The following is a 23494-nucleotide window of genomic DNA, read 5'->3' as shown; positions in this document are numbered from 1 at the left end:
CCCGGTTCAGGCACACGCCATGCAACCGGGAGCCAAATCCATGTCCCATCTGTCCGCCGCCGAAGTCGATGCCATTGCCGCGAAGGTCGAGCGGTTCGTCCGCGAAGTGATCGCGCCGTATGAACACGATCCCAGGTGCGGGGCGCATGGTCCGTCAGAGGAGCTGGTGCTCGAGATGCGTGGCCTCGCGCGCGACGCTGGGGTGATGACGCCGCACATCCTGCCCGATGGGCGTCACCTCACCCAGGCGCAGACCGCGATCGTGCTGCAGAAATCGGGGCTCTCGCCATTGGGCCCGGTCGCCTGCAACACCGCCGCGCCCGACGAGGGCAACATGTACCTGCTCGGCAAGATGGCGAGCGACGAGCAGAAGGCGCGGTTCCTGAACCAGCTCGTCTCGGGCGAATCGCGCTCGGCATTCTTCATGACCGAACCAGCGGACGAAGGCGGCGCAGGCTCCGACCCGTCGATGATGCAGACCACTGCGAAGCTCGACGGCAACCACTGGGTGATCAACGGGCGCAAGGCGTTCATCACCGGAGCCGAAGGCGCCAAGGTCGGCATCGTCATGGCGAAGTCCGAGGACGGCGCGTGCATGTTCCTCGTCGATCTGCCCGATCCTGCGATCCGCATAGAGCGCGTGCTCGACACCATCGACAGTTCGATGCCCGGTGGCCACGCGGTGATCGCGATCGAAAACCTGCGCGTCTCCTCCGACCAGATGCTGGGCCAGAGTGGCGAAGGCTTCAAATATGCGCAGGTGCGCCTCTCCCCTGCCCGCCTCTCGCACTGCATGCGCTGGTATGGCGCCTGTGCGCGCGCGCATGAAATCGCCAGCGATTATGCCTGCCGCCGCCACGCCTTCGGCAAGCCGCTGGTCGATCACGAGGGCGTCGGCTTCATGCTGGCGGAGAACCTCATCGATCTCAAACAGGCCGAACTGATGATCGCCTGGTGCGCGGGCGTGCTCGATACCGGCGAGCTCGGCACCGTTGAAAGCTCGATGACCAAGGTCGCGGTGTCCGAAGCGCTGATGCGCGTGGCCGATCGCTGCGTGCAGGTGATGGGCGGCAAGGGCGTCAGCGGCGATACCATCGTCGAGCAGGTTTTCCGCGAGATCCGCGCCTTCCGCATCTATGACGGCCCGACCGAAGTGCACAAATGGTCGCTCGCCAAGAAGATCAAGCGCGATCACAAACATGCCAATGAGGGAGCCACCGCATGACCCTGACCGCAGATCTCTCCTGCCAGCGCATCCTGGTCACCGGCGCATCGAGCGAGGGCTTTGGCGCGCATTTCGCCCGCGTGCTCGCCCGGTGCGGCGCGCATGTCGTCGTTGCCGCGCGCAGGCTCGAGGCGCTCGAGGCTTTGGTTGCCGAGATCACCGAAGCTGGCGGCAGCGCGAGCGCGGTGCGGATGGATGTCGCCGATCTTGGCTCGGTGCGCGAAGGGATCGCAGCGGCAGGCGCGATCACCACCTGCATCAACAACGCGGGCGTCGCGGTGACCAAGCGCGCGCTCGACCAGACCGAGGCCGATTACGACTTCGTGATGGACACCAACCTGAAAGGCGCGTGGAACGTCGCCACGGAAGCCGCGAAGGTGATGCGCGATTCAGGCGGCGGCAACATCATCAACACCGCATCGATCACCGGCTTCCAGACCGCAGCGGGCACAGGACCCTATGCGATGTCCAAGGCGGGCGTGCTGCACATGACGCGGCAGCTGGCGATGGAGCTCGCGCGCTTCAACATCCGCGTCAACGCGATCGCGCCGGGCTATTTCCTCACCGACATCAACCGCGACCAGCTGGCTGGCGAAGCGGGTGAACCCCTGCGCAAGCGTATCGCGATGCGGCGTTACGGCGAGCTGCCGGATCTCGATGGCCCGCTGCTGCTTCTGGTGTCTGACGCCAGCCGATTCATGACCGGCAGCATCCTCACCGTCGATGGCGGGCATCTGGTGGGATCGCTCTAGCGCTGCCGCCTCAGCATTGGGTGAGGCTCAGCACATTGCCGTCCGGGTCGTTGAACCAGGCGACCTTGGCGACGCCGTCGGGCGCGGTCCAGATGCCCAGCGCATCCTGACCGAAGCCTTCGTAGATCGTCGGGGTCACACCGCGCTCAATCAGCGCCTGCATGGTCGCAGCGATGTCATCCACCATCCACCCCAAAGCGGGATGGGTTGCGGGCTGATAATCCTGCAACTCGGTAACGCGTAGCACCGCGCCCGGCAGATCGAACACCGCGGCAAAGCCATCGTCCGCCACAAATGGCAGGCCAAGGACATCACGATAGAAAGGCTCGCTCGCCGCGCGGCTGGCGGTGTTGATGAAGGTGACGGGCTTGGCACTGGACAGCGGCATGGTCATGACCCCCTCATATGGTGTGGTGACGCGACTCGTATTGCTTTGGCCAAGGTTATCATCGCGCCGGGTCAAAATCCATGCAGCGGCTTGACCGGGCGTGGCCGGGGCGGGCATCAGGCACCCCATGACCACCCCTGCCCCCGTAGCTCCGCAGATCCATCCCGCCTGGCGTGACGCGCTGGCCGACGAATTTGCCGCGCCCTATATGGCCGAGCTGAAAGCCTTCCTGCTAGAGCGCAAGGCGGCAGGCGCCAGGATCTTTCCGCCGGGCAGCCAGTGGTTTCGCGCGCTCGACCTGACCCCGCCTGACAGCGTTCGCGTGGTCATTCTGGGGCAGGATCCGTATCACGGCCCCGGACAGGCGCATGGGCTATGCTTCAGCGTCCAGCCAGGGGTGCGGCCGCCGCCTTCTTTGATCAACATCTACAAGGAGCTGGAGCGTGACCTTGCGATCATGCCCCCCGCGCACGGGTTTCTGGAGCCCTGGGCGCGCCAGGGCGTGCTGTTGCTCAACGCGGTGCTGACGGTGGAAATGGGCGAGGCAGGCTCGCATCAGGGACGCGGCTGGGAGCGCTTCACCGATGCGGTGATCGCGCGCGTCAATGCGCAGCAGCAGCCGGTGGTGTTCCTGCTGTGGGGCAGCCATGCGCAGAAAAAGGCGGCGAATGTCGATGCGCGGCATCTGGTGCTGAAAGCCCCGCACCCCTCGCCTCTTTCGGCGCATCGCGGCTTTCTGGGCTGCGGTCATTTCGGCAAGGCCAACGCGTTTCTGGAAGCAGCCGGGCGCAACCCGATCGACTGGCAGCTGCCGCACCAGCCCGTGCCCAGCTAAAGCGCTCGCGATCAGGCCGCGGTGCGCACCCGCAGCGTCGCGACCGCGCCGCACAGCATCAGCACGCCCGCCAGCAGGATGGCGTTGCGCGGATCGGACCCCAGCAGCGGCGCATAGATCAGCGGCATGGTCATCGTCTCGATCAGCATCGGCACCACGATGAACATGTTGAAGATGCCCATGTACACGCCGGTCCGCTCGGGCGGGATGCAATCGGCCAGCATCACATAGGTGTTGCCCATCATCCCGGCCCAGCCCAGGCCGATGCCGATCATCGGCACGAACATCGCGGCGCGGCTGTCGAGCATCGGCAATGACATCATCGCGATTCCCGACGCGACCAGGCACGCGGCGTGCACCGGCTTGGCGCCCAGCCGCCGGACCACAGGGATCAGCGCCAGCGCGCCGATAAAGGCGACGGCGTTATAGGCCACGCCCATCTGCTGCGCGGTGAGCGAGGCGGAGATGAAATCCGCATTCGCGCCGGCCGTTCCGCGCTCGCCCCCCGGAAACAGCGTGCGCGACACCGAGAGCGAGATGAATTGCCAGTAAACGAACATCGCATACCATTGGCACAGCATCGCCCAGGCCAGCTGGCGCATCGGCCGGGGCATGGCGATAAACGCATCGCGGATCTCTGCCAGCGCGGCGCCCGCCCTCATCGGCTTGGCGGCCATCTCGGCCAGTTCCGCCTCGGTCAGCTTGAGTTCGGGCACGCGCACTACTGACCAGACGATGGTGGAAATCGACAGGATCGCGCCGAACACGAAGGCGATCCGGACGATCACCGGAATGCCGTTGATGTCGACCAGGTTCTGGCTGATGCCGAACCCGACCAGCAGGCTGGGGGTGGCATAGGACAGGCACTGCGCAAGGCCCGTAAACGCGCTCTGGATCAGAAAGCCCGCGGGCCGCTGCCCCGGTTCGAGCCGGTCGGCGATATAGGCGCGATAGGGCTCCATGGTGATATTGTTGCCCGCATCGAGCAGCCACAGCAGGCTCGCGGCCATCCACAATGCGCTCGAATAGGGCATCAGGAACAGGCACAGCGAACAGATCACCGCACCGATCAGAAAATACGGCGTGCGCCGCCCCAGCCTGGAATTGGTGCGATCGGACAGCGCGCCGACGATCGGCTGGATCAGCAGCCCGGTCATCGGTCCTGCCAGCCACAGCAGCGGCATGGTCGCCTCGTCAGCGCCCAGAAAGGTGTAGATCGGCGTCATGTTGGCCTGTTGCAGGCCGAAGCTGAACTGCAGCCCGAAAAAGCCGAGGTTCATCTCGACGATCCGCGGCAGCGACAGCCGAGGCGCCCGGAAGGGTGCAGCGTCATGGCTGGCGGATGGTGCTTGCACGGCGCTGGTCATGACGTGGTCCTCGATCCTGGGGGCGTCTTTGCCTTGCGCCTTGGGCGTTATGCTAATAGGCGCGCTGGCACTTTGGCAAGCTTTTTTGCAATCGTTTGCAACTAACTGTTGCAAACGATTGCAGGTGTGCATAGCATAGATAGCTGCAGCCGGAGTACCGGCCAGTTCAGGAGAGGTATCATGTCGATTTTGAAAGCCCTGCGCGTTCGCAGCGCCTATGCGGCACTGGCCGTTGCCACCGCCACTGCAATCACCCCCACAGCCTTTGCCCAGGACGCTTCGTCAGCCGATGATGCCGATTCGGGTGACGTGATCGTCGTCACTGCGGTGGCGCGCGGCGCCAATGTGCTCGACAGCTCGATCTCGGTGAGCTCGCTCAGCGCTGAACAGATCGCCACGACTGCACCGCGCAGCGCGGCGGAAATCTTCCGCAACATCCCGGGCATCCGCTCGGAAGCATCGGGCGGCGAAGGCAATGCCAACATCGCGGTGCGCGGCCTGCCGATCGCATCGGGCGGCGCCAAGTTCCTGCAGCTGCAGGAGGACGGCCTGCCGATCCTCGAATTTGGCGACATCACCTTCGGCAACTCGGACATCTTCCTGCGCGCCGATCTCAACATCGCCCGCGTCGAGGCGATCCGCGGCGGCAGCGCCTCGACCTTCGCCTCCAACTCGCCCGGCGGCGTGATCAACATGATCTCCAAAACCGGCAAGGACCAGAATGGCGGCACCATCCAGGCGACGCTGGGCCTCGACTATGACGAGAAGCGCTTCGATTTCGATTATGGCGGCAGCCTCGGCCAAGACCTGTATTTCCACATGGGCGGCTTTGTGCGCCAGGGCGAAGGCCCGCGCGACATCGGCTATGACGGCAACCGCGGCGGCCAGATCAAGGCCAACATCACCAAGGAGTTCACCGGCGGCTATATCCGCGTCTACGCCAAGTATCTGGACGACCGCGCCGTCGGCTATCTGCCCAATCCGGTGCGGGTGACCGGAACCAACGGCAACCCCAATTATTCCAACGTCCCCGGCTTCGACATCAGCTCGGACAGCCTGCACTCGCGCTTCTTCCAGTCGGCGCTGACGCTCGACGGCAACAACCAGCCGCGCCGGTACGACATCACCAACGGCCAGCGCCCCCTGGTCAAGGCATTCGGCTTTGAAGGCGAGTTCGAGATTGCCTATGGCTGGAAGGTCACCAACCGCTTCCGCTTCTCCGATGTCTCGGGCGGCTTCACCTCGCCCTTCCCCGGATCGTTCGATACCGCCGCCAACACCGCGGCTGCCCTTGGCGGCGCGGGCGCGCGGCTGGTGTTCGCCAACGGAACGCAGGCAGGGCAGAACGTGCCCGGCGGCTCGCTGGTCGCCAGCGTGGTGCTGTTCAACACCCGGCTCAACAGCCTCGACAACATCACCAACGATCTGCGCGTGACCGGCGATTTCGATCTGGGCGGCGGCACCGCCACGCTGACCGCAGGCTTCTACAAGTCGCGCCAGGACATCAACACCGACTGGCTGTGGACCTCGCATCTGCTCGAGGTGCGCGGTGGCGGCGATGCGGCGCTGATCGATGTGGTCAACGCCGCTGGCACCCGGCTGTCCGACCGCGGCACGGTGGCCTATGGCGCGAGCTTCTTCGGCGGATGCTGCCGGCGCAGCTATGATCTGCAATATGATACCAACGCGCCGTTCGCCTCGCTCTCGCTCGAATTCGACCGGCTGACCCTCGATGGCAGCATCCGCTATGACTTCGGCGATGCTTCGGGCCGCACCTTCGGCGCGGACCTGGGCGGTGGCCGCGTCGGCACGACCGCGTTCGATTTCAACCGCAACGGCGTGATCAGCGCTGCCGAGGCGCAGACATCGACCATCCCGCTCGGCGCGCCCGCGCTGGTCGATTACAGCTATGACTATTTCAGCTATTCGTTCGGCGCGAACTATCGCTTCTCCGACGATCTGGCGGCGTTCGCGCGCTACAGCAAGGGCGGCCGTGCCAACGCCGACCGTCTGCTGTTCAACAACGACAACGTCAACTTCGTCACCGGCGATATCCGCAACGAAGGGATCGCGGTCGACTTCGTCAAGCAGGCCGAAGCCGGGATCAAGTACCGTGCGGGCGGGCTCGCGGTCTATGCCACGGCTTTCTACGCCGAAACCGAGGAAACCAACTTCGAGGCAACCACCCGCCAGACCTTCGACCGCGTGTTCAAGGCCAAGGGTCTTGAGGTCGAGGCATCGTACCGCACCGGTGGCTTCACGATGAGCGCCAGCGGCACCTATACCGATGCCGAGATCAACCGCGACCGCATCAACCCCGCCAACGAAGGCAACACCCCGCGTCGCCAGGCCGATTTCATCTATCAGCTGAGCGGCCAGTACGAACAGGATATGTTCTCGCTCGGCGCCAATCTGGTGGGCACCACCGACAGCTTCGCACAGGACAACAACCTGCTGGTGCTGCCGGGCTTCACCCAGGTGAACGCGTTCGTCGCGGTGCGCCCGATCGAGCGGGTGCAGCTGTCGATCAACGCCAACAACCTGTTCGACACGCGCGGCTTCACCGAGGCCGAGGAAGGTGCGATCCCGGCCAACGGCTTCGTCCGCGCGCGTTCGATCAACGGCCGCACCATCTCCGCCACGCTGCGTTACGACTTCTGACTCAACGGATGACGACCGCCTGGACCGCCGCGCATGTCACCGCCATCGCCGATCAGCCCCTGCCCGCGCTAGGGTTGATCGGCGAGGCCGAGGCGGCGCGGATCCTGCCCGACCTGCTGCTGTGGGACATGTGGCCGCTGCAGCAGGCAGACGGGTCGATGGCGCAGGTCAACGGCGGCACTGTGTGGATGGTGCTGGCTGCACCCGACCGGAGCGATCCAGCGCTGCGCCATTTCGAGGCGAAAATCCGGCTGCTCCACCTGGACTCAGCGGGCTGGCATGATCTGGGCGACCTGCTACCGCCGGGGCTTGGCGATCACGAGCGCGAATGGTCGGGCTCTGCCGTGCTCGAGGGCGACCGGGTCACGCTGTACTTCACCGCGGCAGGCCTGGCGAAACGCCCCGGCGGCTATCAGCAGCGGCTGGTCGAAACGACCGGCACGCTGCAAAGCGATGGCCGCATCACCGGATGGACCCCGGTACGCGAGATCTTCGCCGCCGATGGCGCGATGTATCTGGTCGCCGACCGGCACGACGGCGCCCCCGGCACGGTCAAGGCCTTCCGTGACCCTGCCTTCTTCATCGATCCGGCCGATGGTGCGCGCTACATCGTTTTCACCGCGACGCTTGCGACATCGAGCGCCGCATATAACGGTGCGATCGGGCTGGCACGGCAGGATGCCGAGGGCGGCTGGCAGCTTCTGCCCCCGATCATGCACGCCGACACGCTGAACAACGAGCTTGAACGCGCCCAGATCGTCGCGCATCAGGGGCTGTATTATGTCTTCTGGTCCACCCAGCGCAGCGTGTTCGCTCCCGATGGCCCCAGCGGCCCCACCGGCTTTTACGGCATGGTGGCAGAGCAGCTTTGCGGCCCCTGGCGCCCGCTCAACGGCACCGGGCTGGTGATCGCGAACCCCGATGCCGAGCCCATGCAGGCGTTCAGCTGGTTCGCCAGCGCCGAACTGCTGGTGTGCAGCTTTGTCGATCACTGGGGCCTGAAGGGCCGCAACCCGGCAGAAAACGCCTTTGTCGCCGCCGAGACCTTTGGCGCGACGCCTGCGCCTATGGTGCGCATCGCGCTCGGCGGCGACACCAGCCGGATCGTCGAAAGCTTCGCCATGGACCAGTTGCATGCCCGCTGACCGGCCGCTGCTGGGCGCGATCGAGGCCGGCGGCACCAAGTTCGTGCTCGGCGTAGGCCATGGGCCCGATGCTGTGATCGACCAACTGCAGATCGCGACACGCGATCCTGAGACCACGCTTGCCGAAACCAACGCCTTTTTCGAACGGCATGCAGGCCTGGCCGCGATCGGCATCGGCTCGTTCGGGCCGCTGGAGCGCGATTGCCGCTCGCCGCAATGGGGCCATATCCTCGCCACGCCCAAGCCGGGCTGGAGCGGGTTCGACCTTGCCGGAACCGTAGCGCGCGCCACTGACGTTCCGATCGCATTCGATACCGATGTCAACGCCGCCGCGCTGGCCGAAGCACGACTGGGCGCAGCGCGCGATACCGGGGTCAGCGTCTATGTCACCATCGGCACCGGAATCGGCGGCGGTGTGATCGCCGATGGGCGGATCGTCGGCGGAGCGGGCCATCCCGAGCTTGGCCATATGCGCCCGCGGCGCAATGCTAACGACCATGGGTTTGACGGGATATGCCCGTTCCACGGCGACTGCCTGGAAGGGCTGGCGAGCGGCCCTGCGATTCTGGCGCGCTGGGGCGAGACCCTGTCGCACCTTCCACCCGATCATGCCGCGCACGGCATCATCGCGGGCTACCTCGCCGAGATGTGCAACACGCTGCGCGCCGCGCTCGCGCCCGATGCTATCGTGCTGGGCGGCGGAGTGATGGCAACGCCCGGGCTGTTCGAGCGCGTGGTGGCCGCTGCGCATGCCAGCGACGGCGGCTATTTTGCGCTGCCGGCAGCCGAGGTGATCCGCCGCCCTGCCCTGGCCCCGACATCGGGGCTGGCAGGCGCGTTTCTGCTGGCGGCGGATCTCCTGTAAGCGAATTCAGTCAGTTTCGGCGGGAGCAAGCTTGTCCTGCGTCCGCAGTTCGAAGTCGCTGGCATCGTGCCGTTCACGCAGCTGCTCGCTCAGATCATCGCCCCATGTCCGGTTGACGATCTTGCCGCGCTTCACCGCGGGCCGCTCGCCGATCCGGTCGGCCCAGCGCAGCAGATGCGGATAGTCCTGCGCCTGCAGGAACTCGGCCGCGTTGTACACCGCGCCGCTCGCCACGCCGCCATACCAGGGCCAGATGGCGATATCCGCGATCGAATACTCGCTGCCCGCCAGATACTCGTTATCCGCCAGATGCCGGTTGAGCACGTCGAGCTGGCGCTTGGTCTCCATGGTGAAGCGATCGATGCAATATTCGATCTTGATCGGCGCATAGGCATAGAAATGGCCGAAGCCGCCGCCGAGATACGGCGCGCTGCCCATCTGCCAGAACAGCCAGTTCAGCGCCTCGGTCCGCCTGGCCGGGTCGGTGGGCAGCAACGCACCGAACTTTTCCGCAAGATACAGCAGGATCGATCCCGATTCGAACAGCCGGACGGGTTCGGGCGCGCTGTGGTCCATCAGCGCGGGGATCTTGCTGTTGGGGTTGATCGCGACGAAATCGCTGCCGAACTGGTCGCCGCTGCGGATATCGATCATCCACGCATCATATTCCGCGCCCGAATGGCCCGCTGCGAGCAGCTCCTCGAGCATCACCGTGACCTTGACGCCGTTGGGCGTCGCCATCGAATAGAGCTGCAGCGGATGCTTGCCGACCGGCAGCTTCTTGTCGTGAGTCGCGCCCGCGATCGGCCGGTTGATGTTGGCAAAGGCGCCGCCATTGTCCTTGTCCCAGGTCCACACGGCAGGCGGGGTATAGTCGGCAGGGAAATTGGTCATGGGCTGGGCTCCGCAGCTGAGAGTGAGCGAGGAAGTGAGTCCCGACCCATATCAGCCCGGATCGGCCCGCAATCAACCGGAGCGCAACAAAAAAGGGCGACCATTGCTGGTCGCCCTTTTCCGAATCAGTACCTGATCTCTTCCGAAGAAGGGCTCAGGGGCTGTTGGGCTCATCATCATCAGCGATGATGATGATGCCGCCGATCACGGCGGCAGCGGCCACGACACCAATGATGATGCCGGTGCTGCCCTCTGCGTCGCTCTCTTCGCTCGAAGCGCTGACGCGGGCTGCGGAAGTCGCAGCCTGTGCCAGAACCGGAGCGCCGACCATCGTGGTCAGAGCAAGCGCAGCCAGTGCGGTCTTTGCAAGTTTCATAAATAGTCCCTTCAGACGTGCTGCTAGCAATCGCCGTATTCCACAGGATGTTAGCAAATGCAACATGCGTTGAGCGCAATTTGGACCAATTTCATCGCTCTTTTCAGGCGCTTCCCCGCAAGCCCGGGGCGCGGAATTCCGCAATTAACGGCATTTGTAACCGTATTGCAGGGCCCATATCACGGCATCAATCGCCACAGGGCAAGCGCTACGTGCGATTCGCGCAGCGCGAATCACCCGTATCGCGCAAGTGGACCGGAAGTGACCCGGTTGACGGGCATCATGGCCTCCTCTCACCGCGAGGTCTAGACCGATGCTTCCGCAAGCGCCGCAAGCTGGTCCGCGACCGCCGACCAGCCTGGCTCGAACCCCATGTCGCGGTGACGCTCCATTGCTTCCCGCGTCCAGTGCTGCGCGCTGGCGGTATAGCGGGTGCCCTCGCCTTCGGGGGCAATCGCGATGGTGCCGACCATGAAGGCCTCCTGCGGCACCCATCCTGCGCGGAAGGCATCGGTGAAAACGAATCGCACCTGCGGAACAACCTCCAGAAACACCCCTTCGCTTTCATGCCGCTCGCCATCCGGGCCGTGCATGATCGTCGCCATGCGGCCGCCCGATCGCCAGTCATATTCGACGACCTCGGTTCGCCAGGGAACCGGGCACCACCACTCTTCCAGCCTCTGCGTGATGATGTCCCACACTGTTGCGGGCGGCACGGCGATGAAACGGGTAACGCTGAGGGCGTGAGCATCGGTCATGAACGGGTTTCTCCAGCAGAAAGGCTCAGTCGCGCTCGGGCGCACCGAGCGGAAACAGCGGTCGATATGGCCGCGCTTCGTCCACCGCGCGGGCAAACGAGGGCCGCGCCAGCAGCCGCGCCCGATAGGCATGCAGCGCCTGCAGCCCGGCGGGGATCGGGTGCGACCAGTAAGCATAGGACAGGGCCGGCGCCGCGCCGCAATCGGCAAGGGTAAAGGCATCACCGGCAGCCCAGACCCGGTCCTGCATTCTGGCGTCGAGCCAGCGATATATTTCATCGAGCATCGCCCTGGCATCGGCCAGCCCGGCAGGATCGCGGGCATCGGCAGCGCGCATCGCATCGGAGACAACCTTCTGCTGCGGGGTCATGACATAATTGTCGAAGATGCGGTCCATCATCCGCACCTGCAGCGCCGCAGCCGGATCGGCGGGGATCAGCGGGGTGGTGCCGGGGTGGGCGATGCCGAGATATTCGATGATCGTGCTCGCTTCCATCACGACGCGATCGCCCTCGCGCAGCAACGGGAACTTGCCCAGCGGCCAGAGCGCAGCCAGCGCAGCACTATTGTCGGGATGGACCGGGCCGAGCATCCGCAAGGTGAATGGCGTCGCGTTCTCGTAAAGGGCCACCAGCACTTTCTGGCAGTAGGACGAGAACGGGTGCGCAAAAAGCTCGATGGTCACGCTTCGGGTGCCTGGTTGCGCTGCCCCACGAGCGAGAAGGGCGCACCTTGCGGATCGATCCCGGTGATGATGAAATCGCCGCCGGGCACTTCCGATGGGCCGAAAAGCACCTGCCCTCCTTTCGCGCTGGCGGTCGCCGCAGCAGCGTCGATATCGGCGACGCGGAAGTAACAGGACCAGCAGGCGACAGGCATTTCGGGCGGCTTGGTCATCATCGCGCCGATGACGCTGCCGTGGCGGATGAATTCATACGACCCCATTGGGCCCATATCGATCTCGCCGTCCTTCACCCAGCCAAAGGTCTGCGTGTAGAACGCCATCGCGCCCGCCTGATCGGTGGTGGCGAGCTCGTTCCACGCGCAATGGCCGATGCGCGGCATGTCAGCGGCGAAGGCCTGGCTGGTTTGGCCCGATGTGTCCTGCATGATGTAGAACACGACGCCCTGAGGATCGGCGACCAGCGCGAAGCGCCCGGTGCCGGGAATGTCCTGCGGGCCCATGTGCAACGCGCCGCCCGTTGCCGTGATCGCGCCGATCGCCGCATCGATGTCGTCGACCGCGATGTAACCGAGCCAGCCGGGCTGCGCTCCGCCCTGCTGCATTGCGGGCGTCAGCGCCAGAAAGCCGCCAATCTGCTCGCTGCCGGCGGAAAAGACGCGGTAGTCCATATCGGGCTGGCTCGATGGTGCGAAGGTCCACCCCAGAAGCGCGCCGTAAAAGGCGCTCGCCCCCTCGATGTCGGGGGTCATCAGCTCGTACCAGACGAACTCTCCATGCGGATTGGTCATGGCTGGGCTCCTTCAGGCGGTCATGTCGACGACGGGGACGAAACCGCCGAAGATCAGGCGCTTCCCATCGAACGGCATCGGGTTCTTGGCCGGATCCATGCGCGGGTCGGCCTTGGCGGGATCGGTCATCATCTCGGTCATCCGCGCCATGGCAGCGTCGCGCGTCGCCTTGTCGGGCCATTCGATCCAGCTGAACAGCACGCTCTCGTCGCTCTCGGCCTTTACCGCACGGCGGAAGTCGGTGGTGTGACCGTCTGGAACATCGTCGCCCCAGCATTCGACCACGCGCAGTGCGCCCAGCTCGATAAACACCGCATCGCCCATGCGCGCGTGCGCGATGAACGCATCGCGGTTAGCGGTGGGGCAAGCGATCACAAAGCCATCGATATAGGTCATGGGGTCTCTCCGTGCTGTGTTGGCGATGTGGGTCCGTCGCCGAAGGCGGCCAATTGCGCCGCGAGCGCGCGGCCAAAGGCTGGGCGCGCTGTGGCGCGCGCCAGATAGGCGGCGAGCACCTGACGTTCGGTCAGCAGGTCGGTATCCTGCGCCTCGCGCAGCACCGTCACCATCGCGATATCGGCGATACTGAACTGGCCCGTCAGCCATTCTCGGTCCCCCAGAGCGGTGGCCAGCCTGTCGAGCCGACCGCCGATAAACGCCATCAGCGATGGTCGGCGCAGCTCGGCCCATGGCTCGCCTGCGGCGAACAGGGTGACGGTGCCGAGCTCGAACATCATCGGCTCTACGCTGTTGAACGCCGCAAACAGCCAGGACAGGGTATCGGCGCGCAGCTGCGGATCGACCGGCAGCAGATCGGGGTGTCTCTCTCCCAGATGCAGCAGGATCGCACCCGATTCGAACAGCCGGATGCCTGCGTCGTCGATCACCGGCACCTGCCCCCATGGCTGGTCACGAAAATGCTCGGCGGGCCGTTTGACCGCGCTGATCAGCCGTTCGGCATAAGCGAGGCCGATCTCCTCGCACGCCCAGCGGGGGCGCAGATCGCGGACGAAACCGCGCGCGAAATCGGGCACCCAGTCGAACGCGGTGATCACCAGGCTGGCTTGCGGATCGACAGCCACGATCAGGCCTCCCGTCCTTCGGCCGCCGCTTCGATCGCAGCGATGTCGATCTTGACCATCGCCGACATCGCTGCGAACGCGCGTGCGGCCCGGCCGGGGTCAGGATCGGCCAGCAGCTGCATCATCCGCCTGGGCACGATCTGCCAGCGCACGCCCCAGCGGTCGCGGCACCAACTGCAGGCGATCTCCGCCCCGCCGTCTGCGATCATGGCTGCCCAGATGCGGTCTGTTTCAGTCTGGTCGTCGGTATAGATCTGGAACGAAATTGCGTCGGTGTGCGGGTTGCCGGGGCCACCGTTGAGCGCGACAAAGCCCTGCCCCGCCAAGGTGAACTCGACCAGCAGCACCGCTCCCTCGGCGGTCGAGGGATTGTCCGCCGGTGCATGCACGATCCGGTCGATGCGGCTGTCCGGCACCACCGCCACATAGTGCCGCGCCGCAAGCTCAGACACTCCATCGAACCACAGACACGGTGCAATCTTGCTCATCGGTTCATCCTCTCGCAGCCCGCCGCTTGCTGTGCGACTCGGACCTGTTGTTGCCGAGTGTCGCCAGCCATGTTATCAAAAGCAACTGTTTAGTTATTATTTATAACTTCGAAGGAGCATTTTTTGGCCAAACGGCTGTACGACGATGCCTGTGGGACCGCGCATGGGCTTGAATTGATTGGAGAACGCTGGGCTCTGCTGGTGATGCGCGAACTGATGCTCGGCCCGCGGCGGTTCAGCGAACTGCGCGCAGACCTGCCCGGGATCAGCGCCAATGTGCTGACCCAGCGGCTCGAGGGGCTTGAAGCCAAATTGCTGGTCGCCCGCCGCCGCCTGCCGCCGCCGGCCTCCGCACAGGTCTATGAACTGACCCCCTGGGGCTATGAGGCCGAGCCGCTGGTCCAGATGCTGGGCCGCTGGGCGGCGCGATCGCCCTGGCACGATCCGACGCTGCCGATCAGCGGGGTGTCGATCATGCTCTCGTTCCGCACGATGCTGGACAGTGCCCGCGTCGGCGATCTCGACCTGCGCATCGGCTTCGTCTTCGGCGACATGGCCTATGTCGGGCACCTGACCGCGCGCGGCATCGCGATTGCGCGCGGCGAGCCCGAGGGGTGCGACATCGTCTTTGCCGGAACACCCCATGCGCTGGCCGGCGCGGTCTATGGCGGGGTGCCGCTGGAGGCGCTGGCTGAGCAGGGGCTGCTGACCGCGCAGGGCGACCCCGCATTGATCGCGCGCTTCTGCACGCTGTTTCCTCTGCCCGAGCGGGTGCAATTGCCTCCAGAATGACGCAAACTCGCGAATTGCCCTCGACTCATCGCGGCGGACGCGTCAGTCTCTGCGCGGAACAAACAGGGGGCAGGGATGGTCGCCATCGTCCAGACCGTTGCGTATCTGGGGCTCGAGGCGCGCAGCGTCGAGGCGCAGGTGCAGATTTCGCCCGGCGTGCAAAAGGGCATCGCTGTGGTCGGCCTGCCCGACAAGGCGGTAGGCGAAAGCCGCGAACGGGTGCGCGCCGCGATCGCCTCGCTGGGTCTGTCGCTTCCGCCCAAGCGCATCACCGTCAACCTCTCGCCGGCTGATCTTCCCAAGGAAGGTTCGCATTACGACCTGCCGATCGCGCTGGCGCTGCTCGCGGCGATGGGGATCATCGATGCCGAACTGGCGAGCGAATATGTCGCGGTGGGCGAACTCGCGCTCGACGGGCGGATCGCCGCCTCGCCCGGCGTGCTGCTCGCAGCCTTGCATGCGTCAGCGACCGGAAGAGGGCTGATCTGCCCGGCTGCGCAGGGCGCGGAGGCTGCCTGGGCCGGCGGCATCGATGTCATTGCCGCACCCGATCTGCTCACTTTGCTCAACCATCTGAAGGGCAATGGACGATTGAGCCCGCCCCGGCCCGGAATCGCCGAAGAGCCCGCGGCGGGGCCGGACCTCAAACAGGTCAAGGGGCAGGAGACCGCCAAGCGTGCGCTCGAGATCGCGGCCGCCGGGGGGCACAACATGGTGATGACCGGGCCGCCGGGCGCGGGCAAGTCGCTGATGGCATCGTGCCTGCCCGGCATATTGCCGCCGCTGACGCCGGAGGAGGCGCTCGAGGTTTCGATGGTGGCGAGCGTCGCGGGCACGCTCACCGACGGCCGGATCAGCCGCGCGCGCCCGTTCCGCAGCCCCCATCACAGCGCCTCGATGGCCGCGCTCGTCGGCGGCGGATTGAAAGTGCGTCCGGGCGAGGTGAGCATGGCGCATCTGGGCGTATTGTTCCTCGACGAGCTGCCCGAATTCCAGCGGACCGTGCTCGATTCCTTGCGCCAGCCGCTCGAGACCGGCGAGGTCAGCGTTGCGCGCGCCAATGCGCATGTGACCTTTCCGGCGCGGGTGCAGATGATCGCGGCGATGAACCCGTGCCGCTGCGGGCATCTGGGCGACCCCGCGCTCGGCTGCTCGCGCGCGCCCAGATGCGCGGCGGACTATCAGGCCAAGGTATCCGGCCCGCTGCTCGACCGTATCGACCTGCATGTCGAGGTCGAGGCCGTCACCGCCGCCGACCTGACCCTGCCCCCGCCCGCCGAAGGCTCGGCCGAGGTCGCCGCCAGAGTCGCCGCCGCCCGCGCCCTCCAGACCGCGCGCTACGCCGACATCAAGGCCCGCACCAACGCCGAGATCGACGGAGAAGCGCTGGAACGCTTCGCCACGCCGGATGAGCCGGCAAGGCAGCTGCTGGCAAGAGCGGCAGAGGCGATGCGTCTATCTGCGCGCGGCTATACACGAGTTTTGAGGGTCGCCCGCACGATCGCGGATCTGAGCGGCGCACAGACAGTGGGCCGGGTGCATGTCGCAGAGGCACTGAGCTACCGCAGACGGGCACCGGTGGGGTAACAGCAGCGGAGCCCCCGGGCCCCGCCGCCGTCATCGCATGTTACTGCGCGGTCCAGCCGCCATCCACGGGGATCGCGGTGCCGGTGATTTGCGCTGCTGCCTCGCTCGAGAGGAACGCGGCGAGTTCGCCCATCTGTTCGGGGGTGGCGAACTGCTTGCTGGGCTGCTTTTCGATCAGCAGCTTTTCGGTTGCGGCTTCCACGCTGATGCCCTGATCGGCGGCCATCGCCTCGATCTGCTTCTGCACCAAAGGCGTGTGGACCCAGCCGGGACAGATGGTGTTCGACGTGATACCGGTGCCGGCGTTCTCGAGCGCAACGACCTTGCTCAGGCCGACCACGCCGTGCTTGGCGGCGACGTACGCCGCCTTGTGCTTGCTGGCGATCAGGCCGTGGACCGATCCGATGTTGATGATCCTGCCGAAGCCCTTTGCCTTCATGTGCGGCAACGCTGCCTGGATGGCGAAGAAGATACCCGACAGGTTGATCGCGATCACTTGATGCCACTTGTCCGCCGGGAAGTCCTCGACCGCGTCGGTGTGCTGGATGCCGGCGTTGTTGACGAGGATGTCGACCGAGCCGAGCTTTTCGACGCACAAGTCGACCATCGCCTTGACATCATCGGGCTTGGACATGTCGGCATTGCTGTAGACGACCTCGACGCCGTATTTGGCGGCCAGACCTGCGCGTTCCTTTTCGATCGCATCTGCATCGCCAAAGCCGGTGATGACCAGATTGGCGCCCTTGGACGCCAGAACATTGGCAATGCCCAGCCCGATTCCGCTGGTCGAGCCGGTGACGATGGCATTCAGTCCCTTAAGCATTTCAAATCCCCTTCAGAGCAGTTGCACAACGCGGCCCGGAGCTTTGTTCGCAGGTGCAGCGAATCACTCTTGCCGACTCGTCTAACGTGAGTTACCCCTACGTTCCAACGGAAAAAGACGGGTTTCGCATCAGTTTCTGGGGGAAATGCGATGGCCAAGGCTAGCCCGTCGTCTGCGGCCAATGCTGCGGATGCGAAATCCGAAAATGTCAAATATGTTGCAGCCGCTAACAGCAAGCCGGTCAATCTGGCGTTGCAGGGCGGCGGTGCGCACGGGGCCTTTGCCTGGGGCGTGCTCGACCGGCTGCTCGAGGATGGCCGGCTGAAATTCGATGCGGTGAGCGCGACCAGCGCGGGCGCGATGAACGCCACGGTGCTGGGCTATGGCCTTACCATCGGCGGGGCCGACGGGGCGCGCGAAGAGCTCGAGAAATTCTGGAAGAAAATCAGCGACGAAGGCGCCAAGGGGCCGCTGCAGCCTTCGTGGATCGACAAGGCGATGGGCAACCACAGCCTCGATTTCAGCCCCGCCTTCCTGATGATGGACATCCTCTCGCGGGTGATGTCGCCTTATGAGCTCAACCCGTTCAACTTCAATCCGCTGCGCCAGGTGCTGGAGTCCAGCATCGATTTTGGCGTGCTGCGCGAGGGTTGCCCGATCAAGCTTTTCCTGTCGGCCACCAATGTGCGCACCGGCAAGGTCCGCATGTTCGAGAACCACGAGATCGGCCCCGATCAGGTGCTGGCATCGGGCTGCCTCCCGTTCATGTTCCAGACCATCGAGATCGATGGCGAGGCCTATTGGGACGGCGGATACATGGGCAATCCGGCAATCTTCCCGCTGATCTATGGCAGCGAGACCAACGATGTCGTGATCGTCCACATCAACCCGCTCAACCGCGAGGAAATCCCCAAGACCGCCAAGGACATCCTCAACCGGATCAACGAGATCAGCTTCAATTCCAGCCTGATGCGCGAGATGCGCGCGATCGCCTTCGTCACGCATCTGATCGACGATGGCCAGCTCAACGACGACAAGCACCGCCGGATGCTGATCCACTCGATCCAGGACGAGGTGTTCATGGAAAGCCTGGGCGTCACCAGCAAGCTCAACCCCGACTGGGGTTTCATGAAAAAGCTGCGCGATGTCGGCCGCGAATGCGCCACCCAGTGGCTGGACAATCATTTCGACGATGTCGGGGTGACATCGTCGACGGACATCAAATCCTTTTTTCTCTGATCCTTTGGTCAAAAACGGGGGTTCCTGACCATGACGCCTGAAGACATCCTGAAACTGCCTTCCATGCCCGCCGCAGCGCCCAGCTATCCGCTCGGCCCGTACCGCTTCATCAACCGCGAATTCATGATCGTCACCTACGAGACCGATCCAGCGCTGCTGCGCGCCGCGGTGCCCGAGCCGCTCGAGCCCAATGCCGACAATCTGGTGCTCTACGAATGGATCCGCATGCCCGACAGCTCGGGGTTCGGCGATTATACCGAAAGCGGGATCGTCATCCCCTGCACCTATCAGGGCGAGCCGATCAACTACACTGCGCAGATGTATCTCGACGACGAGCCGCCGATCAGCGCGGGTCGCGAGATATGGGGCTTTCCCAAGAAATACGCTCTCCCAAAGCTGATCGTCGCGTCGGACACGCTGACCGGCACATTATCCTATGCGGGGCAGACCGTCGCGATGGGGACCATGGCGTACAAGTGGCAGGAGAGCCCCGGCGGCTGCGAAGCGCAGGCCAAATCGATGACCAAGACATCGTGCAACCTCAAGATCATCCCCGATGTCGATGGCAGCCCCAAGATCTGCCAGCTGGTCGCCTATAATCTGGAGGACGTCACGGTGAAGGGCAGCTGGGTCAGCCCAGCGCGGCTGCAGCTGATCCCGCATGTCAACGCGCCGGTGGCGGACCTGCCGATCCTGCGCATCGTCGGCGGAAAGCACTTCATCAGCGATCTCACCCTGCCGCATGGCCGGGTGCTGTTCGATTACATCAAAGACGCCGCAGGCTGAGGGGGGACAGGACATGAACAAGCAGGATGTGCTGAAGCTCAGCTCCATGCCGCTGCAGAGCCCGACCTATCCGGTGGGCCCGTACAAGTTCTTCGAACGCCAGTACATGATCATCAACTACCGGACCGATCCGGCGATGATCCGCCAGATGCTGCCCGAGCCACTCGAACCCGATGGCGATGTCGTCTCGGTGCAATGGCTCGACCTGCCCGATGGCGAGGGCTTCGGCGCCTATTCGGCGGTGGCGCAGGCGATCCCCTGCGCGCTGGGCGGCGAGAGGTGCACCTTCCTCACCCAGATGTACGTCGACAACTGCCCGCCGCTCGCGGGCGGTCGCGAGATCTGGGGCTATCCGATGAAGTACGGCATCGCCAAGCTGGATACCGTGGGCGACACGCTGACCGGAGTGCTGACCTATGCCGGGCAGACCGTCGCCAGCGGGACGATGGTGTACAAGCACGGCAGCCCGACCGATCCGGCAGCAATCGAGGCGCTGCTCAAGCGCACGCAGGTGACGCTCAAGCTGATCCCCGACATCGACGGATCGCCCGCAATCGCGCAGCTTGTCGGCATCACCTTTGCCGATGTGGTGGTGAAAGGCGCGTGGACCGGGCGGGCGCGGGTCGAGCTGATCGATTCGGTCAACTGCCCGCTCGCCGACCTGCCGGTGCTCGAACACACCGGCGGCCTGCATCTGGTGACCGACATGACGCTGCCTTATGGTCGCGTGCTGCACGATTATTTGACCTGACGGGCGCCCAAACGAACACTCCTGACCCCGGCGCGGCTTGAGCCCGCCGGGGTTTTCGCGCTCAAAGCAGCTCGGCCACCGTCTCGCTGGGCCGGCAGAGCTTGACCGCATCGGGTGTCACCACGATCGGGCGGTTGATCAGGATCGGGTGCGCCATCATCGCATCGACAATCTGCGCGTCGGTAACGCCGGCATCATCGAGTCCCAGGTCCTTGGCCAGTGGCTCCTTGGCGCGCAGCAAGCCACGCGCGCCCTCACCCGCCCGCGCGATCAGGCTTTCCAGCGTGTCGCGCGAAGGCGGGGTCTTGAGATATTCGATGACCTCGGGCTCGTGCCCCGCCTCATGGATGGCCGCCAGAACGTTGCGCGAGGTGCCGCATTTCGGGTTGTGATAGACGGTGAACTGCATCGCCTGTTTCCGCAGGATCAGAACGGCACGTCGTCGTTGAGATCGTCGTCAAAGCCGCCGCCGCCCCAGCCGCTCGACGAACCGCCATCGTTGAAGCCGCGCGCCCCACCCGAGCCACCGCCCGACGAGCCGCCGCCGCTGCTGCGAGCGCCGCCACCGCCGCCGTAATCACCACCGCCGCCACCCATGCCGCCACCGCCGCCGCCGCCGCCGGGCTTGCCGTCGAGCATGGTCATCACAGCGCCAGGGCCCTGCAGCACGACTTCGGTGGTGTAGCGGTCGTTGCCGTCCTTGTCGGCCCATTTGCGGGTGCGCAGCTGGCCTTCGACATAGATCTTGCTTCCCTTGCGCAGGAAGCGTTCGGCGACGCCGACCAGGCCTTCGCCGAAGATCGCGACGGTGTGCCAGTCGGTCCGCTCCTGCTTTTCGCCGGTGTTGCGGTCCTTCCAGTTTTCGGTGGTGGCCAGCCGCAGATTGGCGACCTTGCCGCCGTTCTGGAAGCTGCGGACTTCCGGATCGGCACCCAGATTGCCGATCAGAATGACCTTGTTGACGCTGCCCGACATATGCTTTCCCCGGATATTGTGTGCTGTGGTGGATGACCGGGCAGAAATTCGCTCCGGTCTGTTGTCGCGTTTATAGCCCTAAAGCCGTCGCGGTCCAGAAGGTAATCCCTGCCGCGACCCATGCCAGGCCGAACAGATACGCCAGCATGAACATCGGCCATTTCCAGCCATTGGTCTCGCGCTTGGTCACCGCGATCGTTGATATGCACTGCGGCGCGAACACGAACCAGGCGAGGAACGCGAGCGCGGTGGGCAACGACCAGCGTCCCGCGAGCCGCTCGCCCAGCGCGAGCGCTGCGGTTTCCTCGTCGGGCGCGTCGATCGCATAGGTCGTCGCCAGCGCCGAGACCGCAACCTCGCGCGCCGCCATCGCCGGGATCAGCGCCAGCGCGATGTCGCGGCTGAACCCGATCGGCGCGACCACCGGCTCGAGCACGCCTGCAATCCGTCCCGCAGCCGAATATTCGGACTGGCTCATGCTGCTGCCTGCGGGCACCTGCGGATAGGTGAGCAGCAGCCACAGGCCGATGGTCACCGCAAAGATGATCGTGCCTGCCCGCCGCAGGAACAGCGCCGCGCGCTGCCACAGCCCCAATGCCAGATCGCGCAGCCGCGGCATCTGATATTTGGGCATTTCCATCAGGAAGCCGCTCGCCCCGCCCTTGGCGACGGTCGAGCGCAGCACCAGAGCGACCACCATCGCGCCGATGATGCCGAAGACATAGAGCCCGAACAGCACCAGCCCCTGCATCCCGATCCCCGGTCCGATCGCGGTGGAGGGGATGAACGCGGCAATGATCACGGTATAGACCGGCAGCCGCGCCGAGCAGGTCATCAGCGGCGCGATCAGGATGGTGGTCAGCCGGTCCTTCTCGTCCGAGATGCTGCGCGTCGCCATGATGCCCGGAATCGCGCAGGCGAACGATGATAGCAGCGGAATGAACGAGCGTCCCGACAGGCCGACCCCCGCCATCATCCGGTCCATGATGAACGCGGCGCGCGCCATGTATCCGGTCGCCTCCATCAGCAGGATGAAGAAGAACAGGATGATGATCTGCGGCAGGAAGACGACCACCGAGCCGACGCCCGCGATGACACCATCGACCACCATCGAGCGGAAGAACCCTTCCGGGATTGTCGCGGTCGCGAGTTCGCCCAGCGCCGCAGCACCCGCCTCCAGCGCATCGGCGAACGGCGTTGCCCAGCTGAACACCGCCTGGAAGATGATGAACAGCAGCGCAAACAGGATGATCGGCCCCGCAAAGGGGTGGAGCAGCACGCCATCGGCGCGGTCGGTCCAGCGGCGGCTGTCGGTCTGCGAAACGATGGCGCTGTTGGCGATGTGCTCGGCTCGCCTGCGCCGCGCGCGCATGTCCGGCTCGCCCAGCGGCGCGTGCGGCGCCTGCTTGGCGAGGATCACGGCATCGAGCGCGGCGGCGAGTTCTGCCAGCCCCCTGCGCCGCACCGCGACCGTGGGGATCACCGGCACGCCGAGGTCCGCAGCCAGCCGCGCGGCATCGAGCGTCAGCCCGTCGCGTTCGGCAAGGTCCACCATGTTCAGCGCCACCACCGTGGGCAGGCCCAAAGCCAGCAGCTCCAGCGCGAACACCAAGTGCTGGTCGAGATTGGCCGAATCGAGCACGATGATCAGCGCCTCGGGACGGCGCTCGCCCGTCTGGCGGCCCATCACCACATCGCGGGTCACCGCCTCGTCGGGGCTGGTCGGATCGAGGCTGTAGCTGCCGGGAAGATCGATGAGCTCACCCGGACGGCCATCGGCAAAGGTGAAGCGGCCCGATTTGCGCTCGACGGTGACGCCGGGATAGTTCGCGATCTTCTGCCGCGCGCCGGTGAGCGCATTGAACAGCGCGCTCTTGCCTGCATTGGGATTGCCGACCAGCGCGATCAGCGGCTGATGCACGGTCATGCGATGGTCTCTGGCGCGGCGTCGGGCGCGCGCAGCGTGATGGCGCGGGCATGGACGCGGCGGATCGCCACCGTCATCCGGCCGATGCTGAGCGCGATCGGATCGCGCCCGAAGAAGATGCCGCGATGGCGGATGGTGACGCTCGCGCCTTCGTCGACGCCCAGCGCGCGCAGCCGCTTGCCTTCGTCTGCAGGCAGGACGCTCCAGTCGATCGCGGAGATTTCCGCACGCTGGCCGGTGGGGAGCTGGTCAAGAAGCATGGTCTGGTGTTGCGAACCGCTATCAATATCCGCGCGTGCGCGCCA

General features: G+C 65.2%; 26 protein-coding genes. 11 read left to right on the top strand and 15 right to left on the bottom strand.

Going from position 1 to position 23494, the window contains the following annotated elements; genetic code table 11:
• The first annotated feature begins 40 nt into the window (after positions 1-40).
• On the top strand, positions 41-1225 hold the full coding sequence (locus tag IP68_RS13045; RefSeq protein WP_156318138.1) for an acyl-CoA dehydrogenase family protein: 1185 nt from the start codon (positions 41-43) through the stop codon (positions 1223-1225).
• Positions 1222-1977, top strand: coding sequence for an SDR family NAD(P)-dependent oxidoreductase (locus tag IP68_RS13040; RefSeq protein ID WP_054135439.1), 756 nt, complete (start codon positions 1222-1224; stop codon positions 1975-1977). The genes IP68_RS13045 and IP68_RS13040 overlap by 4 nt, the downstream gene beginning before the upstream one ends.
• 10 nt (positions 1978-1987) lie before the next feature.
• Here the strand turns inward: IP68_RS13040 and IP68_RS13035 are convergent, their stop codons facing one another.
• A complete protein-coding gene (locus IP68_RS13035; RefSeq protein ID WP_054135438.1) occupies positions 1988-2371 on the bottom strand; it encodes a VOC family protein in 384 nt (127 codons plus the stop codon).
• 121 nt (positions 2372-2492) lie between these two features.
• On the opposite strand from IP68_RS13035, the gene ung reads away from it, so the two are divergent.
• On the top strand, positions 2493-3200 hold the full coding sequence (ung, locus tag IP68_RS13030; protein WP_082382351.1) for a uracil-DNA glycosylase: 708 nt from the start codon (positions 2493-2495) through the stop codon (positions 3198-3200).
• Positions 3201-3211: 11 nt separating this feature from the next.
• Here the strand turns inward: ung and IP68_RS13025 are convergent, their stop codons facing one another.
• A complete protein-coding gene (locus IP68_RS13025) occupies positions 3212-4567 on the bottom strand; it encodes an MFS transporter (RefSeq protein WP_054135436.1) in 1356 nt (451 codons plus the stop codon).
• A gap of 180 nt (positions 4568-4747) precedes the next feature.
• Between IP68_RS13025 and IP68_RS13020 the strand changes: the two genes are divergently transcribed.
• Genes IP68_RS13020 through IP68_RS13010 form a run of 3 tightly spaced genes read left to right on the top strand, consistent with a single transcriptional unit; the run spans position 4748 to position 9238 of the window.
• Positions 4748-7228, top strand: coding sequence for a TonB-dependent siderophore receptor (locus IP68_RS13020; RefSeq protein WP_054135435.1), 2481 nt, complete (start codon positions 4748-4750; stop codon positions 7226-7228).
• 8 nt (positions 7229-7236) lie between these two features.
• Positions 7237-8373: a glycoside hydrolase family 68 protein gene (locus tag IP68_RS13015; RefSeq protein ID WP_054135434.1), complete on the top strand. Its 1137-nt coding sequence runs from the start codon at positions 7237-7239 to the stop codon at positions 8371-8373.
• Positions 8363-9238, top strand: a complete 876-nt coding sequence (locus tag IP68_RS13010) for an ROK family protein (RefSeq protein ID WP_054135433.1) — start codon at positions 8363-8365, stop codon at positions 9236-9238. Before IP68_RS13015 ends, IP68_RS13010 begins: the two co-directional genes overlap by 11 nt.
• Positions 9239-9244: 6 nt before the next feature.
• Here the strand turns inward: IP68_RS13010 and yghU are convergent, their stop codons facing one another.
• The 8 genes from yghU to IP68_RS12970 form a co-directional block, all read right to left on the bottom strand.
• A complete protein-coding gene (gene yghU, locus IP68_RS13005) occupies positions 9245-10132 on the bottom strand; it encodes a glutathione-dependent disulfide-bond oxidoreductase (protein ID WP_054135432.1) in 888 nt (295 codons plus the stop codon).
• A gap of 154 nt (positions 10133-10286) precedes the next feature.
• On the bottom strand, positions 10287-10508 hold the full coding sequence (locus IP68_RS13000; protein WP_054135431.1) for a hypothetical protein: 222 nt from the start codon (positions 10506-10508) through the stop codon (positions 10287-10289).
• 305 nt (positions 10509-10813) lie between these two features.
• Entirely contained in the window at positions 10814-11266 is a 453-nt protein-coding gene (locus IP68_RS12995; RefSeq protein WP_054135430.1) for an SRPBCC domain-containing protein, read from the bottom strand.
• A 25-nt stretch (positions 11267-11291) separates the two neighbouring features.
• Positions 11292-11951 (bottom strand): glutathione S-transferase family protein, encoded by a 660-nt coding sequence (locus IP68_RS12990; protein WP_054135429.1) that lies wholly within the window; start codon positions 11949-11951, stop codon positions 11292-11294.
• A complete protein-coding gene (locus tag IP68_RS12985) occupies positions 11948-12739 on the bottom strand; it encodes a VOC family protein (protein WP_054135428.1) in 792 nt (263 codons plus the stop codon). Before IP68_RS12985 ends, IP68_RS12990 begins: the two co-directional genes overlap by 4 nt.
• Before the next feature lie 12 nt (positions 12740-12751).
• The gene (locus IP68_RS12980) at positions 12752-13135 is read right to left on the bottom strand and encodes a DUF1428 domain-containing protein (RefSeq protein ID WP_054135427.1); all 384 of its coding nucleotides are present in this window, start codon (positions 13133-13135) and stop codon (positions 12752-12754) included.
• Positions 13132-13821 carry a glutathione S-transferase family protein gene (locus tag IP68_RS12975; RefSeq protein WP_054135426.1) on the bottom strand — a complete coding sequence of 230 codons (690 nt, stop codon included), beginning with the start codon at positions 13819-13821 and terminating at the stop codon, positions 13132-13134. The genes IP68_RS12980 and IP68_RS12975 overlap by 4 nt, the downstream gene beginning before the upstream one ends.
• 2 nt (positions 13822-13823) lie before the next feature.
• On the bottom strand, positions 13824-14309 hold the full coding sequence (locus tag IP68_RS12970) for a VOC family protein (protein ID WP_054135425.1): 486 nt from the start codon (positions 14307-14309) through the stop codon (positions 13824-13826).
• A 123-nt stretch (positions 14310-14432) separates the two neighbouring features.
• Here IP68_RS12970 and IP68_RS12965 point away from each other — a divergent pair, with 123 nt between their 5' ends.
• Together IP68_RS12965 and IP68_RS12960 are read left to right on the top strand one after the other, a co-directional pair.
• Positions 14433-15101, top strand: a complete 669-nt coding sequence (locus tag IP68_RS12965; RefSeq protein ID WP_231683976.1) for a winged helix-turn-helix transcriptional regulator — start codon at positions 14433-14435, stop codon at positions 15099-15101.
• 75 nt (positions 15102-15176) lie between these two features.
• On the top strand, positions 15177-16688 hold the full coding sequence (locus tag IP68_RS12960; protein ID WP_054135423.1) for a YifB family Mg chelatase-like AAA ATPase: 1512 nt from the start codon (positions 15177-15179) through the stop codon (positions 16686-16688).
• A 40-nt stretch (positions 16689-16728) separates the two neighbouring features.
• Here IP68_RS12960 and IP68_RS12955 read toward each other — a convergent pair whose 3' ends face one another.
• On the bottom strand, positions 16729-17511 hold the full coding sequence (locus IP68_RS12955; protein WP_054135422.1) for a 3-hydroxybutyrate dehydrogenase: 783 nt from the start codon (positions 17509-17511) through the stop codon (positions 16729-16731).
• 150 nt (positions 17512-17661) lie between these two features.
• On the opposite strand from IP68_RS12955, the gene IP68_RS12950 reads away from it, so the two are divergent.
• Genes IP68_RS12950 through IP68_RS12940 form a run of 3 tightly spaced genes read left to right on the top strand, consistent with a single transcriptional unit; the run spans position 17662 to position 20287 of the window.
• Positions 17662-18750, top strand: coding sequence for a patatin-like phospholipase family protein (locus tag IP68_RS12950; RefSeq protein WP_082382350.1), 1089 nt, complete (start codon positions 17662-17664; stop codon positions 18748-18750).
• A gap of 30 nt (positions 18751-18780) precedes the next feature.
• Positions 18781-19536: an acetoacetate decarboxylase gene (locus IP68_RS12945; RefSeq protein ID WP_054135421.1), complete on the top strand. Its 756-nt coding sequence runs from the start codon at positions 18781-18783 to the stop codon at positions 19534-19536.
• Positions 19537-19549: 13 nt separating this feature from the next.
• Positions 19550-20287: an acetoacetate decarboxylase gene (locus IP68_RS12940; protein WP_054135420.1), complete on the top strand. Its 738-nt coding sequence runs from the start codon at positions 19550-19552 to the stop codon at positions 20285-20287.
• A gap of 61 nt (positions 20288-20348) precedes the next feature.
• On the opposite strand, the gene arsC is transcribed toward IP68_RS12940, so the two are convergent.
• The 4 genes from arsC to IP68_RS12920 all read right to left on the bottom strand — a co-directional run bounded on the left by arsC (position 20349) and on the right by IP68_RS12920 (position 23449).
• Positions 20349-20696 carry an arsenate reductase (glutaredoxin) gene (arsC, locus tag IP68_RS12935; RefSeq protein WP_054135419.1) on the bottom strand — a complete coding sequence of 116 codons (348 nt, stop codon included), beginning with the start codon at positions 20694-20696 and terminating at the stop codon, positions 20349-20351.
• 17 nt (positions 20697-20713) lie between these two features.
• Entirely contained in the window at positions 20714-21262 is a 549-nt protein-coding gene (gene ssb, locus IP68_RS12930) for a single-stranded DNA-binding protein (RefSeq protein WP_054135418.1), read from the bottom strand.
• Positions 21263-21332: 70 nt separating this feature from the next.
• On the bottom strand, positions 21333-23189 hold the full coding sequence (locus IP68_RS12925) for a ferrous iron transporter B (protein ID WP_054135417.1): 1857 nt from the start codon (positions 23187-23189) through the stop codon (positions 21333-21335).
• Positions 23186-23449 carry a FeoA family protein gene (locus tag IP68_RS12920; protein ID WP_054135416.1) on the bottom strand — a complete coding sequence of 88 codons (264 nt, stop codon included), beginning with the start codon at positions 23447-23449 and terminating at the stop codon, positions 23186-23188. Before IP68_RS12920 ends, IP68_RS12925 begins: the two co-directional genes overlap by 4 nt.
• Between the last annotated feature and the right edge of the window lie 45 nt (positions 23450-23494).

Origin of the sequence: Blastomonas sp. AAP25 (assembly GCF_001295965.1) — a bacterium.
GTDB classification, from domain to species: Bacteria; Pseudomonadota; Alphaproteobacteria; order Sphingomonadales; family Sphingomonadaceae; genus Blastomonas; species Blastomonas fulva.
This window is presented reverse-complemented; position numbering and strand designations above follow the sequence as displayed.